Annotated in this window: 15 protein-coding genes; 6 read left to right on the top strand and 9 right to left on the bottom strand. The window is 73.3% G+C overall.

What is annotated here, in order from left to right; genetic code table 11:
* Nucleotides 1-14 precede the first annotated feature (14 nt).
* Together C1I92_RS03275 and C1I92_RS03270 are read left to right on the top strand one after the other, a co-directional pair.
* Nucleotides 15-1,289, top strand: a complete 1,275-nt coding sequence (locus C1I92_RS03275; RefSeq protein ID WP_111253237.1) for a hypothetical protein — start codon at nt 15-17, stop codon at nt 1,287-1,289.
* A 72-nt stretch (nt 1,290-1,361) separates the two neighbouring features.
* Nucleotides 1,362-3,035: an alkaline phosphatase D family protein gene (locus C1I92_RS03270; protein WP_111253236.1), complete on the top strand. Its 1,674-nt coding sequence runs from the start codon at nt 1,362-1,364 to the stop codon at nt 3,033-3,035.
* Nucleotides 3,036-3,041: 6 nt separating this feature from the next.
* On the opposite strand, the gene C1I92_RS03265 is transcribed toward C1I92_RS03270, so the two are convergent.
* The 3 genes from C1I92_RS03265 to C1I92_RS03255 are packed head-to-tail and all read right to left on the bottom strand — an operon-like array spanning nt 3,042 to nt 4,950.
* A complete protein-coding gene (locus C1I92_RS03265; protein WP_111253235.1) occupies nt 3,042-3,707 on the bottom strand; it encodes a 4a-hydroxytetrahydrobiopterin dehydratase in 666 nt (221 codons plus the stop codon).
* A 2-nt stretch (nt 3,708-3,709) separates the two neighbouring features.
* Nucleotides 3,710-4,249, bottom strand: a complete 540-nt coding sequence (locus tag C1I92_RS03260; protein ID WP_111253234.1) for a DinB family protein — start codon at nt 4,247-4,249, stop codon at nt 3,710-3,712.
* A complete protein-coding gene (locus tag C1I92_RS03255) occupies nt 4,246-4,950 on the bottom strand; it encodes an alpha/beta fold hydrolase (RefSeq protein WP_111253233.1) in 705 nt (234 codons plus the stop codon). The genes C1I92_RS03260 and C1I92_RS03255 overlap by 4 nt, the downstream gene beginning before the upstream one ends.
* 63 nt (nt 4,951-5,013) lie before the next feature.
* On the opposite strand from C1I92_RS03255, the gene C1I92_RS03250 reads away from it, so the two are divergent.
* Both C1I92_RS03250 and argG read left to right on the top strand, forming a co-directional pair.
* A complete protein-coding gene (locus tag C1I92_RS03250; protein ID WP_111253232.1) occupies nt 5,014-5,580 on the top strand; it encodes an ArsR/SmtB family transcription factor in 567 nt (188 codons plus the stop codon).
* A 70-nt stretch (nt 5,581-5,650) separates the two neighbouring features.
* Complete coding sequence (argG, locus tag C1I92_RS03245; protein ID WP_111253285.1) at nt 5,651-7,081, top strand: argininosuccinate synthase; 1,431 nt, start codon at nt 5,651-5,653, stop codon at nt 7,079-7,081.
* A 104-nt stretch (nt 7,082-7,185) separates the two neighbouring features.
* Here argG and C1I92_RS03240 read toward each other — a convergent pair whose 3' ends face one another.
* Complete coding sequence (locus C1I92_RS03240) at nt 7,186-7,518, bottom strand: ArsR/SmtB family transcription factor (RefSeq protein WP_111253231.1); 333 nt, start codon at nt 7,516-7,518, stop codon at nt 7,186-7,188.
* A gap of 58 nt (nt 7,519-7,576) precedes the next feature.
* On the opposite strand from C1I92_RS03240, the gene C1I92_RS03235 reads away from it, so the two are divergent.
* The gene (locus tag C1I92_RS03235) at nt 7,577-8,683 is read left to right on the top strand and encodes an epoxide hydrolase family protein (RefSeq protein WP_111253230.1); all 1,107 of its coding nucleotides are present in this window, start codon (nt 7,577-7,579) and stop codon (nt 8,681-8,683) included.
* A gap of 206 nt (nt 8,684-8,889) precedes the next feature.
* Here C1I92_RS03235 and C1I92_RS03230 read toward each other — a convergent pair whose 3' ends face one another.
* Entirely contained in the window at nt 8,890-9,840 is a 951-nt protein-coding gene (locus C1I92_RS03230) for a LysR family transcriptional regulator (protein ID WP_111253229.1), read from the bottom strand.
* 78 nt (nt 9,841-9,918) lie between these two features.
* On the opposite strand from C1I92_RS03230, the gene C1I92_RS03225 reads away from it, so the two are divergent.
* Nucleotides 9,919-11,643, top strand: coding sequence for an L-aspartate oxidase (locus C1I92_RS03225; RefSeq protein WP_111253228.1), 1,725 nt, complete (start codon nt 9,919-9,921; stop codon nt 11,641-11,643).
* Here C1I92_RS03225 and C1I92_RS03220 read toward each other — a convergent pair whose 3' ends face one another.
* The 4 genes from C1I92_RS03220 to C1I92_RS03205 are packed head-to-tail and all read right to left on the bottom strand — an operon-like array spanning nt 11,644 to nt 14,829.
* Complete coding sequence (locus tag C1I92_RS03220) at nt 11,644-12,387, bottom strand: class I SAM-dependent methyltransferase (RefSeq protein WP_111253227.1); 744 nt, start codon at nt 12,385-12,387, stop codon at nt 11,644-11,646.
* Nucleotides 12,384-13,082 carry a class I SAM-dependent methyltransferase gene (locus tag C1I92_RS03215; RefSeq protein ID WP_111253226.1) on the bottom strand — a complete coding sequence of 233 codons (699 nt, stop codon included), beginning with the start codon at nt 13,080-13,082 and terminating at the stop codon, nt 12,384-12,386. Before C1I92_RS03215 ends, C1I92_RS03220 begins: the two co-directional genes overlap by 4 nt.
* Entirely contained in the window at nt 13,079-13,861 is a 783-nt protein-coding gene (locus tag C1I92_RS03210) for an ABC transporter ATP-binding protein (RefSeq protein WP_111253225.1), read from the bottom strand. Before C1I92_RS03210 ends, C1I92_RS03215 begins: the two co-directional genes overlap by 4 nt.
* A complete protein-coding gene (locus C1I92_RS03205; RefSeq protein ID WP_111253224.1) occupies nt 13,858-14,829 on the bottom strand; it encodes an ABC transporter substrate-binding protein in 972 nt (323 codons plus the stop codon). The genes C1I92_RS03210 and C1I92_RS03205 overlap by 4 nt, the downstream gene beginning before the upstream one ends.
* Nucleotide 14,830: the final 1 nt, after the last annotated feature.

Genomic DNA, 14,830 nt, shown 5'->3' with positions numbered 1-14,830 from the left:
GCTGGGGGGCACGCATGTGGAATCTGGGCCGGCCCGTTGCGGCGCTGGTCGGCGCCCTGTTCGCACTGCTCGTCTGCGCGCTCTTCGTTGCGAAGGCCGTCGACGCCAACTCGCGGCTGTGCGACGGCGACGGCTGCTTGACCGAGCACACGGTGCAGGTCGTCGACCCCCGCACCGATGCCGGCTACTGGGCGGTCGGGCTGAGAACGTGGGAGCTGGTCGTCGAGCCCTCCAATCCGAGCCGTGCGAGTGGCACGCGCCTGGAGGTGACGCTGCGATCGCAGGCCCACGATGACGAGCTGACTGCCGGCCGGCAGGTCACGGTGGTCTCGGGCGGCGCGGACGTGCTTTGGCTGCGGTTGCCGTCCGGCGACGTCCTCGAGACCGAGGCACACCCGCGGTACGCCGTGCCCGTGAACGCCGCGTTCGCCCTGATCGCCGCCGGCTTCAGCCTCTTTCTCGCCGGCATCGCGGTGCGAACGGCCCTCGAGTTGCAGTCGTGGACGGCGGCTGCGCGCGTACCCGTGATACGGGTCGACGTGGGCCTGGCCGTGGTACTGCTCGGCGTCGTCGCGTTCGTCGCCGTCCGTGCCTATCCGCGGCCCGCGCCCGTCGTCTTCGCGGCTCCGGTCGTGGTGGCCCTGTTCGTCCTTCGGGCCGTGCGTCGTCGCCGAGCGGACGACCGCGACGCGGATGAGCGGCGAGGGGCCGACGGCGACGACCCTGACGAGGACCGAACAGCCGGCCACCTTGTCGCGCTGCTGGCCACCGATCCGGTGCCGGTCGACACCCGTCGCAACAACGCCCACTTGTACCTGGTCGCTCGTCCGGTTCGGTGGCGCCGACGACCACGGCTGCCGCGCCACACCGAGCTCGCGGAACAGGTCGGGCGGCTTCTCGTGACGTACGGCGTGACGGTCAACTGGCCCGGTTTCGGGCCTCTCCGCTCGTCGGCCCGCAGGGGCACGGTGCGGCTCACCCACGGCATCGACGCCGGCCGGATCGACGAGAACGACCTGCTGATCATCACATTGGCGAAGAACGGCCTGGTCACGTTGATCTGCGGCCGTGTGCCGGAGCCGGCCCTCGTGCACGGCCTGACCCGGGCCGTGCTGGCCCTCGCCGGAACGCGCGAACCGGATGCCACCGCGCCGTGGCGGGTGATGATGTTCCTGCGCGGACTGTGGCTCATCCTGCCGACCGGCCGCGAGCTGCGGGAGCGGCCCGAGGCCATAGCGGGTGAGCTGGCCGGGCCGCTGCTGGACGGACTCGACGCGACGCCCAGCTGATCGGGCCGACGTTCAGCGGACGGTCACTTCCCGTCATACCGACCGTTAACCCCCCGTGGGAAGCGTGATCCCATGGATGTCTCCCCTCAGCGTCCCCTGTCCCGTCGTCTCCTGCTCACCGGCCTCGGCGCCACCGCCGCCGCGGCCTCCGTCCCCGGGATCCTGCGCGTCGACGGCGCGTACGCGGCCCCGCCCGGCACCGGCGGCGCGCTGCCGGACGGTGTCTTCTCGCTCGGCGTCGCCTCGGGCGACCCGCTCCCGAACGGCGTCGTGCTGTGGACGCGGCTCGCGCCGGACCCGCTCAACGGCGGCGGCATGCCGGACCGGCCGTTCCCCGTCGAGTGGGAGGTCGCCGACGACGACACGTTCGCCCGCGTCGTCCGCCGCGGCCGGGCCGTCGCGCTGCCGCAGCAGGGTCACAGCGTCCACGTCGAGGTCGACGGCTTGCGGGCGGGCGCCGAGTACGCCTACCGCTTCCGCGCCGGCGGCCGCATCTCGCCGGTCGGCCGCACCAAGACGGCGCCGGCGGGCTCCGTCGCCGCCGTCCGGTTCGCGTTCGCCAGCTGCCAGAACTGGCAGGACGGCTACTTCACCGCCTATCACCACTTGGCCGGTGAGGACCTGGACTTCGTCGCGTTCCTCGGCGACTACATCTACGAGTCGGTGCCGCGCACCACCACCGTCCGCACCCACGAGGGCACCGGCGAGCCGCTGTCGCTCGTCCAGTACCGCAACCGCCACGCCCAGTACCGGTCCGACCCGAACCTGCAGGCCGCGCACGCGAGCTTCCCGTGGATCGTCACCTGGGACGACCACGAGGTCGACAACAACTGGGCCGACGAGATCCCGCAGGACCCGGCCCAGCAGACCCCGGAGGCGTTCCGGGCCCGCCGGCAGGCCGCGTTCCAGGCCTACTACGAGCACATGCCGCTGCGCAGCGGGTCCCGCCCGCGCGGCCTGGACCTGCAGCTGTACCGGCGGCTGCGGTTCGGCGACCTCGTCGACCTGCACGTCGTCGACACCCGGCAGTACCGCTCGGACCAGCCGGCGACGCTGGAGCAGGCCGAGACGCAGCCGCTGACGATGACCGGCGAGGAGCAGGAGCGCTGGCTGGTCGACGGTCTCACCGACGGCGGCACTCGCTGGAACCTGCTGGCCAACCAGGTGATGTGGGCGCAGAACGACCGCACCGCCGGCGAGGTCGACACGTTCGACCTCGACAACTGGGACGGCTACCGGGTGCAGCGCCGCCGGCTGCTGGAGGTGTTCGGCAGCGACGCGGTGAACAACCCGGTCGTGCTGACGGGGGACCGGCACTGCACCTGGGTGGCCGACCTGCACCCCGACTTCGACGACCCGTCGTCGCCGGTGGTCGGCGCGGAGATCACCGGAACGTCGATCTCGTCCGGCGGCAACTCCGACCCCGTCGCGTTCCAGAACACCTACCAGCCGATCGCGGCGGAGAGCCCGCACTGGAAGTACTTCGACAACCAGCGCGGCTACGTCGTCTGCGACGTGACGCCGGAGCGGATGCTCAGCTCGCTGCGGCTGCTCGACACGGTCTGGCAGCCCGACGGCGCGACGGTGCGGACGGCGGCGGAGTTCCTCGTCGAGGCCGGCCGGCCCGGCGTCACCGTCGAGTTCGCCGAGCCGCGGACGGCGCAGCTGCGGGCGCAGGCCAGCCGCGACGCCGGCCCCGTGTACGACGTCGACGACGTGGACGAGACGGCGGATCTGCAGCGCTGAACGCCGTCAGTCCCGGCCGGTCGCGCAGGTGACGTCGACCTCGTTGCCCTCCGCGTCGGCCAGCGTCCACCAGGTCGGCGACGCGTCGCGGACCAGGGTGCCGCCGGCGGCCAGCGCCGCCGCGACCCGCTGCTCGGCCAGCTCCGGCGGCACCCAGACGTCGATGTGGAAGCGGTTGCGTTGCGGGCGGGGCGCGTCCATGTCCTGGAACCAGATCGACGGGCCCCGCCAGCGCGGGTCGATGAGGTCCTCGTCCGGGCTGTCGGGGCGCCGCTCGTAGCCGAGCACGGCCGCCCAGAACGGCATGACGTCGGCGCTGACCAGCGCGTCCATGGTGATCTGGACGGTCTGGATCGGCGACGGGTCGGCGCTGTGACCCAGGGAGCGGGCCAGCTCCGAGATCCGCACCGCCAGCTCGACGTCGCCCGTCGTCATCCCCATGTAGTCCGGGCCGGCGGTCAGAAGCCGGACGGTGACGGTGTCGTGCCGCAGGTCGACGTCGGGCTGGTGCGGCCCGGCGTCGCCGGCGGCCGCGGCGATCACCTGGACGAGCGTCGCGCCGGCGGTGAACGTGCCGGTGCGGAACACGGCGGTGGCGCCGTCGCCGACGACCCGCCAGTCGCGGGTGCGCTCGTCGGCGTGGAAGGCGCGCATGGTGATGGGCTCGGACATGGTCACTCCCCGGTGCTGCCGTCGATGGACTCGCGCAGGAGGTCGGCGTGGCCGTTGTGCCGCGCGTACTCCTCGATCATGTGGGTGAGGATCCAGCGCAGGCTGGGCGCGCGGCCGTCGCGCCAGGTGCGGTCGGCGGGCCGGCTCAGCCCGCCGTCGGCCATCGCCTCGGCCAGGCTCGCCCGCGACCGCCGGACGGACTCCTCCCACAGCGCGAACAGCTGGTCCGGGGTGTCGCCGGCGGCGGAGTGCCAGTCCCAGTCGTGGTCGGCGGCCCAGTCGACGGTGTTCCACGGCGCGCTGCGGTCGCGGCCGAACAGCCAGAACGTGAACCAGTCGTCCTCGACGAGGGCGAGATGCTTGAGCAGTCCGCCGAGCGTCATCGTCGACGCGCCGACGGTGGCGTTCAGGCCGGCGGCGTCGACGCCGCGGCACTTCCAGCCCAGCGTGGCGCGCTGGTAGTCGAGGAAGCCGGTCAGCGTCGCCAGCTCGTCGCCGTCGACCGGCGGCTCCGGCCGGCCGTGCTCGTCGACGTCGGTCACTTCGCCGCCGCCGCGTCGATGGCCCGGGCGAGCTCGTCGGGACGGCTGAACTGCGGCCAGTGCCCGGTCGGCAGGTCGACGTACTCGACGTCGCGCAGCCTGGTGAACTCCTGGACCGACGGCTCGCCGGCGTCGATCCAGGCGCGCAGCTGGGCGGCGGTGAACTCGGGGCAGACGACGGTGACCGGGACGTCGTAGCGGCGCTGGTCGGTGAGCCGGACCGGGTCGGTGGTGAACCGCTGCGGCGACGGGATCGCGCGGGCGCGGAAGTCGGCCCGGGCCGCGTCGTCGAGGTCCTTCAGGTCGTCCTCGCCGATGTCCTCCCAGCTGGGCAGCGGGATCTCGCCGTTCTCGGCCGGGAAGTCGCCGAGCGGCTCGCCGTCGCGGGCCGGGAATCCGCCGATGTAGACGGTGCGCGCGACTCGGTCCGGCCGTGCGTCGGCGGCCGCGTACGCCAGCGCCGCGCCCATCGAGTGGCCGACGACCAGCACCTTTCCCGCGTCCGCCGGGACAGCGTCGATCGCTGCCACGACCGCGTCGACGTGGTCCTGCAGCGTGACCTGCGAGCGGTCGGCGTCGCGCGACTCCATGCCGGGCAGCGTGAGCGCGTGCGTCGTGTGGCCGGCCCGTTCGAGGACGGGGGTCACCCGGTCCCACGACGAGCCGTCGAGCCAGAGGCCGGGGATGAGAACGATGTGCATGGTTCGCCTCTCGGGTATGATCCAGATCTGCCGATCAATCCAACCTAGTGGAACGGACCGGAAATGTCGATCGATCGCGCGATGCCCGACTACGACCTGGACGACCAGGCCGTCGTGACGGCGCCGGCGCAGTTGCGCGCGATGTCCGATCCGCTGCGATCGACGATCCTCGAGCTCGTCCTCGAGCGGGCGGCGACGGTCACCGAGCTCGCCGCCGCCGTCGGGCGCCCCAAGTCCACCGTCGCCCACCACGTCGGTGTGCTCGTCGACGCCGGCATGCTGCGGGTGGTGCGGACCCGGCGGGTGCGCGCCATTGACGAGCGTTACTACGGGCGGACGGCGCGGCTGTTCCGGATCGGCAAGATCGACCATCCGGTGATCTGGGAGAACGACCTCTCCGTCGCGGCGGCCGAGGCGCGGGCCGCGTACGAGGCGGACGTGCTGATGAGCATCCATCGGCACGCTCGGATCCCGCGAGAGCGGGGGATGGAGTTCTGGGAGAAGGTGCTTGAGCTGGTCCGCGAGTTCAGCACGATCCCGCGCTCCGGCGACACCGTCTTCGGCTTCGTGGCCGGCCTTTATCCGACCGACCACCCGGCCCTGCCTGACCCCGCTCCCGACGACGACTGACAAGCCGCGTGCGGCAGATCACCTGGACGACCGCTTGCATAGTCATGCGGAACACTGCATACTTTTGCTCGTGTCCAAGGTGCTCACCTCCCTGCCCGCCGGCGAGCGGGTCGGCATTGCGTTCTCCGGCGGTCTCGACACGTCCGTAGCGGTGGCGTGGATGCGCGACAAAGGGGCGGTGCCGTGCACGTACACCGCCGACCTCGGGCAGTACGACGAGGAGGACATCGACGCGGTGCCGGGGCGGGCCAAGCTGTACGGCGCGGAGATCGCCCGGCTGGTCGACTGCCGCGCCGCGCTGGTCGAGGAGGGCCTGGCGGCGCTGACCTGCGGCGCCTTCCACATCCGCTCCGGCGGCCGCGCGTACTACAACACGACCCCGCTGGGACGGGCCGTCACCGGCACGCTGCTGGTGCGCGCCATGCTCGAGGACGACGTCCAGATCTGGGGCGACGGGTCGACGTTCAAGGGGAACGACATCGAGCGGTTCTACCGCTACGGCCTGCTCGCGAACCCGAACCTGCGCATCTACAAGCCGTGGCTCGACGCGCAGTTCGTGGGGGAGCTGGGCGGACGGCGGGAGATGAGCGAGTGGCTGCGCGCCCACGACCTCCCGTACCGCGACAGCACCGAGAAGGCGTACTCGACCGACGCGAACATCTGGGGCGCGACGCACGAGGCGAAGACGCTGGAGCACCTCGACGCCGGCATCGAGACCGTCGACCCGATCATGGGGGTGCGGTTCTGGGACCCCGAGGTCGAGATCGCCACCGAGGACGTCGCCATCGGCTTCGAGCAGGGGCGCCCGACGACCATCAACGGCCACCGCCACAGCAACGCCGTCGAGCTGGTGCTCGAGGCCAACGCGATCGGCGGACGGCACGGGCTGGGCATGTCCGACCAGATCGAGAACCGGATCATCGAGGCGAAGAGCCGCGGCATCTACGAGGCGCCTGGCATGGCGCTGCTGCACGCGGCCTACGAGCGGCTCGTCAACGCGATCCACAACGAGGACACCGTCGCCAACTACCACAACGAGGGCCGGCGGCTCGGCCGGCTCATGTACGAGGGCCGCTGGCTGGACCCGCAGGCGCTGATGCTGCGCGAGTCGCTGCAGCGCTGGGTCGGCTCGGCCGTGACGGGCGAGGTGACGCTGCGGCTGCGGCGCGGCGAGGACTACTCGATCATCGACACCACCGGCCCGGCGCTGAGCTACCACCCGGACAAGCTGTCGATGGAGCGCACCGAGGACTCCGCGTTCGGCCCGGTCGACCGCATCGGCCAGCTGACCATGCGCAACCTCGACATCGCCGACTCGCGGGCCAAGCTGGAGCAGTACGCCGGCCTCGGCCTGGTCGGCGGCGCGCACGCCGAGCTGATCGGCGCGACGCACCTGGTCGGGGAGCTGCCGAAGGGCGGCGCGGAGGCCATCGCATCGCGCGGCGAGGTCGACTCCGACGCCATGCTGGACCGCGCGGCGATGGAGTTCGGCACCGACTGAGCCACCACGAGACGACGGCGGCAGCCCCGCGTGAGGGGGCTGCCGCCGTCGCACGTGCTCAGCGGGTCAGCGCTGGCGCTCGTCGATGACGATGCCGTCGGCGCTCACGTGCGGTCTCCGTTCGGGTCGGTGTCGTCGAGAAGGTCGCCGAGGCGGTCGAGCCGCTCGGTCCACAGGACGGCGAAGCTCTGCGCCCAGGCGCCGATGTCGCGCATCGACTCCGCCCGCAGCCGGTAGATGCGCTGCTGCGCCTGGCGGGTCGCGTCGACGACGCCGGCTTCGGCCAGCAGCCGCAGGTGCCGCGACACGTGCGGCTGCGCCAGCTCCAGCGCGTCGACGATGACGCCGACGCTGCGGGGGCCGGACCGCAGCAGCTCGACGATGCGGAACCGGTTCGGCTCCGCGATCACGCTCAGCCGGTGCCGCAGCTCGTCCATGCGTCGAACATACACAAAGACATATATACATGTAGACAGATACACGTAGTCTGGGCCGATGGACCTGGAACCGGTGCCGATCGCGGTCGGACGGGACGTGCTCGACGAGCTCGGCGACCGGCTGCGCGCCACCCGCTGGCCGGCCCGGACGTCGGACGGCGACGAACTGGGGCCGCGGACCGCCGAGCTGCGCGACCTGTGCGGCTGGTGGGCGGACGGGTTCGACTGGCCGGCCGCGGAACGGCGGATCAACCGGGCCCGGCACCTGCGGGTCCGCGGCGTCCACGTCGCGGTGCACGACGGCGACGAGCGGCCGCCCCTGCTCCTGCTGCACGGCTGGCCGAGCAGCTTCCTGGAGTTCGAGCGGCTGGTCCCGCTGCTGGCGCCGCGCACCGTCGTCGTCGCGTCGCTGCCCGGCTACGGCTGGTCCGAGCGGCCGGCCGGACGATGGACGACGCGCGACACGGCGGGGCTGCTGGCCGAGGTGATGGCCGCGCTCGGGCACCGCCGGTTCGTCGCGCACGGGACCGACTTCGGCTCCGACACGGCGAGCTGGCTGGCGCTGGACCGGCCTGACCTCGTCGCCGGACTGCACCTGTCCAATCTCGACCTCGCCCCGACTCTGGCACCCGGCGAGGAGCCGGCCGCCGCGGAGCGCGACTATCTGGACCGGCGCGACGCGTGGTGGCAGGGCGAGCGCGGCTACAAGGAGATCCAGGCGACCCGGCCCGGCGCGCTGGTCCCGGCGCTGCTCGACTCGCCGGCCGGGCTGGCCGCGTGGGTGCTGGACAAGTGGAGCACCTGGACCGATCCGGCGCTCGGCCCGACGGTGGCCGCGCGGACCGGGCGCGACGCGCTGCCGGAGCTGCTGACCTGGTGGTGGGCGACCGGCACCATCGAGACGTCGATGCTCGACTACGCCGACAACCGCGCCGCCGGCACGACGGCGCTGCCGCCCGGCGCTCGGGTCGAGGTGCCGACGGCGGTGGCCCGGTTCGGCCACGAGCGCGGCTTCCGCGAGGACCCGCCGCGGTCCTGGCTGGAGCGGATGTACCGGCTGGAGCGCTGGACCGACCAGCCGCGCGGCGGCCACTTCGCCGCCCTCGAGGCGCCGGAGCTGCTCGCCGCCGACCTGCTCGCCTTCGCCGACGGCGTCGCCGGCTGACGCCCGCCTCTCCGGCCGGTGCGGGGCCGGCTGCGGACACCGTGGCGCGCGTCGCGGGCGGATGCCCGAATTTCCGGCGGATGCGGCTCCCTGCCGGGCCGCATCCGCCGGATCCCAGGGCATCCGTCGGCGACGCCCGAACCGGCTCTTCGAGCTGCGCCCCGAGCGCGCGCTGGCCTGGTGGGAGGCGCTGACCGGGCCGACGTTCACCCGCTGGGTGTGGACCGGCGGGTCCGACCGGGAGCCGGCGCCGGGCTGACCAGCGCACTGCCGGCCGCGAGCGCGTCGGCCGTCGCGGCGATCACCCGCTGCATGGCCGCGGCCGCCCGCGTCGGCGTGACGTCGGAGCGGTGCGCGAGGCTGACGGTGCGGGTCAGCCGAGGCTTGGTGAGCCGCACCGAACGCAGCCCGGGCCGGTCCAGCAGCACCATCGCGGGCACGACGGCGACGCCCAGGCCGCGCTCGACGAACCGCAGCACGGCGTCCATCTCGGCGCCTTCCAGCACGACCGACGGGGTCAGCCCGGCGGCCCGGAACGCGGCCTCGGTGGTGACGCGCAGGTCGTAGCTCTCGTGGAACACGATCTGGGGGAGCCGGGCCAGCCGCTCCAGGTCGATCGCCGGCCGGGACGAGACCGGCGGGCGCGCCGCGGAGGAGACGACGACCAGCTCCTCGGTCAGCAGCGGCGTCCGCGTGAGACTCCCGCCGGCGGCCCCGGTGATCAGCGCGAGGTCGAGCCCGCCGCCGGCCAGCTCGTCGATGAGGACCCGCGAGCCGCCCTCGGTGACGTGCAGGTCGATGCCCGGGTGGGCCTCGTGGAAGGCGCTGACCGCCTCGGCCACCAGGCTGACGCACAGCGTCGGCGTCGCGCCCAGCCGGACCCGGCCGCGCCGCAGCCCGGCCAGCTCGTCCATCTCGCGCCGGACGGTCTCGGCGTCGGCCAGCATGCGCCGGGCCAGCGGCAGCAGCGTCTCGCCGGCGGCAGTGAGCGCGATGTGCCCGCGGGCGCGGTGGAACAGGTCGGCGCCCAGGTCGCTCTCCAGCGCCGAGATCTGCCGGCTGAGCGACGGCTGGGCGAGGTGCAGGTGCTCCGCGGCCCGGGTGAAGTGGCCGAGCCGCGCCACCTCGACGAAGCCGCGCAACTGCTCGAGGTTCATTCTCCATAGCCTAGGCGCATCGAAACGACTCGAACAATGCATTGGCGTCATCGACGCAGCGCGCCTAGCGTGAGAAGCATGACGGAACGACAGCTGTCCACCACCGTGCTCGTGATCGGGACCGGAGGCTCCGGCCTGCGGGCCGCCATCGAGGTCGCCGAGCAGGGCGTCGACGTCCTCGCCGTCGGCAAGCGGCCACGCGACGACGCGCACACCGCGCTCGCGGCCGGCGGCATCAACGCGGCGCTGGGCACCATGGACGCCGCCGACAGCTGGCAGCAGCACGCCGCCGACACGATCAAGGAGAGCTACCTCCTCGCCCACCCGCACACGGTCGAGATCGTCACCCGCGGCGCCGAGCGCGGCATCCGCGACCTCGAGCGCTACGGCATGGAGTTCGCCAGGGAGACCGACGGCCGCATCTCCCAGCGCTTCTTCGGCGCCCACACGTACCGGCGCACCGCGTTCGCCGGCGACTACACCGGGCTGGAGATCCAGCGCACGCTGGTGCGGCGTGCCGAGCAGCTGGCGGTCCCGATCCTCGACAGCGTCTACGTCACCCGCATCCTCGTCCGCGACAACGTGGTGTTCGGCGCGTACGGCTTCGACCTGCGCGACGGCACCCGCTACCGCATCCACGCCGACGCCGTGATCCTGGCCGCCGGCGGCCACAACCGCATCTGGCGGCGCACCTCGTCGCGGCGCGACGAGAACACCGGCGACTCGTTCCGGCTCGCCGTCGAGGCCGGCGCCCGGCTGCGCGATCCGGAGCTGGTCCAGTTCCACCCGTCCGGCATCATCGAGCCGGAGAACGCGGCCGGGACGCTGATCTCCGAGGCCGCCCGCGGCGAGGGCGGCATCCTGCGCAACGCGCTCGGCCAGCGGTTCATGGAGCGTTACGACCCGCAGCGCATGGAGCTGTCCACCCGCGACCGCGTCGCGCTGGCCGCGTACACCGAGATCAAGGAGGGCCGCGGCACCGAGAAGGGCGGCGTCTGGCTGGACGTGTCGCACCTGCCGCGCGAGACGATCATGTCCCGGCTGCCGCGCGTCTACCAGACGATGCTCGAGGTGCAGATGCTCGACATCACCACCGACCCGATCGAGGTGGCGCCGACCGCGCACTACTCGATGGGCGGGGTGTGGGTCCGGCCCGAGGATCACCGCACCGATGTCGACGGCCTCTACGCAATCGGCGAGGCGTCCAGCGGGCTGCACGGCGCCAACCGGCTCGGCGGCAACTCGCTGATCGAGCTGCTCGTGTTCGGCCGCATCGTCGGCCGGGCCGCCGTCGAGCACGCGGCCGGCCTGGACGCCCAGCGCCGCTCGCCCGGTGCGGTGGCGCAGGCTCGGGCCGAGGTCGACGACCTGCTGGCGGCGGACGGGCGCGAGAACGTGCGGGCGCTGCAGCGCTCCATCCGCAACACGATGACCGAGCACGCCGGCGTCGTCCGCGACGAGACCGGCCTGAAGACCGGGCTGGCCGAGCTCGGCCGCATCGAGGACCGCATGGCCGACGTCGGGATCCATCCCGACATCGCCGGCTTCCAGGACCTCGCGCACGCGTTCGACCTGAAGGCGTCCGCGCTGGCCGCCCGGGCGACGCTGGAGGCCGCGCTGGAGCGGCGCGAGACCCGCGGCTGCCACAACCGCGCGGACCACCCCGAGCTGGACCCCGCGCTGCGGGTGAACCTCGTGTGGTCGCCGGCGACCGGGGTGGTCCGCGAGGAGATCCCGCCGGTGCCGGACGAGATCGCCGGCCTCATCCGCGACGTCTCCACCGAGGGCAAGCTGGTCGAGTAGTCAGGGCAGCGCGAGCAGCACCCGCTCGTCCAGGTCCTGCCAGACGATCGCGGACTCGGCGAACCCGGCCGCGTCGAGCGCCGCCTGGTGGTAGGCGAGCGACGCCGCCGCGGAGCCGCGGCCGTCGGCGGGCCAGAGCGCCTCGCGGGCGGCGTGCTCGGCGGCCAGCGCGGGGTCGGCCCGCAGCGCGTCCCACCAGGCGGCCCAGTCCTCGGCGCCGGCCTCGACGGCGGCGTCGCGGCGGGCCTGGTCGACGCGCTCGGCGGCGGCCCCGATCCGTGGCGTCTCGCGCGGGAACGGCAGGTGGTCGCCGTTGAGGAACGGCCCGCCCGACGCGGCCAGCAGTTCGCGCAGCGTCCGGTACAAGGGCGTGAGCTCCTCCGGCCGCAGCCAGTGCAGCGCCGTCGTCGAGACCACCGCGTCGACGCCGTCCACGCCCAGCGCCGACGGCCACGACGGGTCGCGCAGATCGGCGGTGACCCAGGTCAGCCGGCCGCCGGCGTCGCCGTACGCGTCCTTGCCGAGCCGCTGCAGCACCGGGTCGACGTCGACGGCGAGGCAGCGGGTGCCCGGCAGCCGGTCCAGAACGCGGACCGCCGTCGACCCGGGGCCGGCGGCGAGGTCGAGCACGACCGGGTCCTTCGGCGCGAGGTCCTCCAGGAACGCCAGCATGGCGTCGTAGCGCCGCTCCCGGTCGCGGATGTAGACCTCCTGCTGGCGGTCCCAGCGCTCCAGCCAGCTCATGCGACGGCCCGCCCGGTGATGAGGAACTGCAGCTGCACCTCGTGCCCGTCGGCGACGCCGAAGCGGCGGTCGAGGTCGAGGATCTGCGGCAGCGGCGTGACGGCGACGTCGGCGAAGCCGGCCGCGCGGACCAGCGCCGCCGACTCGTCGATGCTGGCCGCCTCCGCCAGCGGCAGCAGCGACATCGCCGTCCGGTCGTACAGCGGGTCCGGCCCGACGCCGGCCGGGAACCAGGTGCTGTCGACCGCCGCCAGCAGACCGCCAGGCCGCAGCACCGCCCGCCAGTTGGCCAGGGCCAGCTCCGGCGTGCGCAGCGTCCACAGCAGGTACCGGCTGGTGAGCACGTCGAAGCTCGCATCGGGGAAGTCCGGCGTGACGGCGTCGCCGATCAGCAGCTTCGGCGGCGTCGCCAGCGTGGCTGCCTTCGCGCGAGCCTTGTCCAGCATGCCCTCGGCGAGGTCGGTGCCGACGACGTCGTAGCCCAGCTCGGCGAGGAGCAGCGCGACATGACCGGTGCCGGTGCCGACGTCGAGCACGCGGGTCGGCGGGGCGGGCAGCGCGCGCCGCCACACGCCGGTCCAGCCGGCCTTGATCTCGGCGTTGCCGAGCTGCTTCAGGTGGTGGGCGTCGTAGGAGTCGGCGCGCTCGGTCCAGTACCGGTTGATGCTGTCCTGAGCGGTGGCGACGTCGGTCATACGGGCGCTCCTTCGGGTACGGAGTCGAGCGGACGGAACAGCAGCTGGACGCCGTCGCCGGTGTCGATGCGCTGGACGCCGATCCGGTACACCGGCTCCAGCACCTCCGCGCGCAGGACGTCGTCCGGCGTGCCCGCGGCGGCGACCCGGCCGCCGTCGAGCAGCACCAGCTCGTCGCAGTAGCGGGCGGCCAGGTTGAGGTCGTGCAGCACCACGACGGTGGTCACGTCCAGCCGGCTGACCAGCTGCAGCACCTCGTGCTGGTAGCGGATGTCCAGGTGGTTGGTGGGCTCGTCGAGCAACAGGTGGTCGGCCTGCTGGGCCAGCGCGCGGGCGATCAGCACCCGCTGCTTCTCCCCGCCGGACAGCCCGGCGAACACCCGGCCGGCCAGGTGCCGGGCGCCGACCCGGGCCAGCGCCGCGGCCGCGATCCGGTAGTCGGACCGGTCGTGCCGCTGGAACGTCGACAGGTGCGGCGTGCGGCCGAGCAGCACCGTCTCGGTCACCGTCAGCGGCAGCTCGCCGGAGCCCTCCTGCACGACGACGGCCAGCCGCCGGGCCAGGTCGCGCGGCTTCAGCTCGCCGACGGGCGTCTGGTCCAGCGTGACCAGTCCGGCCCTCGGCGCCAGCGCGCCGTAGAGCGTCCGGAGCAGCGTGGTCTTGCCGCTGCCGTTCGGCCCGATCAGCCCGACGACGCGGCCGGGACCGGCGGTGACGCGGGCGCCGTCGAGCACCAGCGTGTCGCCGTAGGCGAACGAGACGCCGTCGGCGCCGATCACGGCGCGAACCGCTCGGCGATCCGCTCCAGCCCGTCGATCGACAGCGGCGTGGGCGGCTCGGTGAAGTTGAACAGCTGCACGAGGATGTCGTCGTTCTGGACCGCGCGCAGGTCGTCCGCGCCCGGCAGGCCGACGACGGCGTCCTTGACGGCGGCGGGGTCGCCGTCGACGTGGAGCAGGATCAGCACGTCCGGGTCGGCGGCGATGATCTGCTCCAGCGTCACCTCGAAGACCCGCTCGTCGACGTCGGCGAAGACGTTCGTGAAGCCGGCCGCCTCCAGCTGCGGGTGCGCCATGCTGCGGTTGCCGTAGGCGTAGCCGCTGCCGCCGCCGACGGTCGGGTACAGCACCGCGGCGGTGCGCTCGGGGGCGGCAGCGACGGACTCCTCGACGGCGGCGACCCGCGCCTGCAGGTCGGCGACCAGCGCGCCGGCCTCGTCGGCGCGGTCGAAGATCCGGCCGTAGGTCTCGATCTGCTCGTAGACGTCGTCGAACGTGGTCGCGTCGACGCCCTCGGGGCACATCACCGGCTGCACCAGCGCTTCGATGCCGACGCCGTCCAGCCCCTCGCGGGTGATGCCGTCGGGCAGCCCCATGACCAGGTCGGGCTGCTGGGCGATGATGACCTCCTGCGAGATCTGCAGATGGCCGCTGGTGTCGAGGTCCTCGCCGAGCGACTCGATGCCGGCGATCGCCGCGTCGGTCTCGTCGTCGTAGTACTCCTCCGGGAACGCTCCGGCCCGCAGCACGGCAGCGTCCAGCACGCCCAGCTCGTGCATGATCGTCACCGGCGCGCTCTCCAGCAGCACCACCCGCTCCGGCGGCGCGTCGAACGTCACGTCGACGCCGCAGTTCTCGACGGTGACCGGATAGCCGCCGCTGGTTGCGGCGGTCTCCCTGGTGTCGTCGGACCCGCAGGCCGCGGCCACCAGGACCAGGGCGACGGCGACGGGCGGCAGGTAACGCATG

The sequence above is a fragment of the Jiangella anatolica genome, from assembly GCF_003236295.1.
GTDB lineage: Bacteria > Actinomycetota > Actinomycetes > Jiangellales > Jiangellaceae > Jiangella > Jiangella anatolica.
Note: the sequence above shows the minus strand (reverse complement) of the source record. Positions and strands in the feature narration are given on the sequence as shown.

Coding starts and splice junctions, on each gene's coding strand:
- C1I92_RS03275 (WP_111253237.1), top strand. CDS start 15: ATGTGGAATCTGGGCCGGCCCGTTGCGGCGCTGGTCGGCGCCCTGTTC.
- C1I92_RS03270 (WP_111253236.1), top strand. CDS start 1,362: ATGGATGTCTCCCCTCAGCGTCCCCTGTCCCGTCGTCTCCTGCTCACC.
- C1I92_RS03265 (WP_111253235.1), bottom strand. CDS start 3,707: ATGTCCGAGCCCATCACCATGCGCGCCTTCCACGCCGACGAGCGCACC.
- C1I92_RS03255 (WP_111253233.1), bottom strand. CDS start 4,950: ATGCACATCGTTCTCATCCCCGGCCTCTGGCTCGACGGCTCGTCGTGG.
- C1I92_RS03250 (WP_111253232.1), top strand. CDS start 5,014: ATGTCGATCGATCGCGCGATGCCCGACTACGACCTGGACGACCAGGCC.
- C1I92_RS03240 (WP_111253231.1), bottom strand. CDS start 7,518: ATGGACGAGCTGCGGCACCGGCTGAGCGTGATCGCGGAGCCGAACCGG.
- C1I92_RS03235 (WP_111253230.1), top strand. CDS start 7,577: ATGGACCTGGAACCGGTGCCGATCGCGGTCGGACGGGACGTGCTCGAC.
- C1I92_RS03230 (WP_111253229.1), bottom strand. CDS start 9,840: ATGAACCTCGAGCAGTTGCGCGGCTTCGTCGAGGTGGCGCGGCTCGGC.
- C1I92_RS03225 (WP_111253228.1), top strand. CDS start 9,919: ATGACGGAACGACAGCTGTCCACCACCGTGCTCGTGATCGGGACCGGA.
- C1I92_RS03220 (WP_111253227.1), bottom strand. CDS start 12,387: ATGAGCTGGCTGGAGCGCTGGGACCGCCAGCAGGAGGTCTACATCCGC.
- C1I92_RS03215 (WP_111253226.1), bottom strand. CDS start 13,082: ATGACCGACGTCGCCACCGCTCAGGACAGCATCAACCGGTACTGGACC.
- C1I92_RS03205 (WP_111253224.1), bottom strand. CDS start 14,829: ATGCGTTACCTGCCGCCCGTCGCCGTCGCCCTGGTCCTGGTGGCCGCG.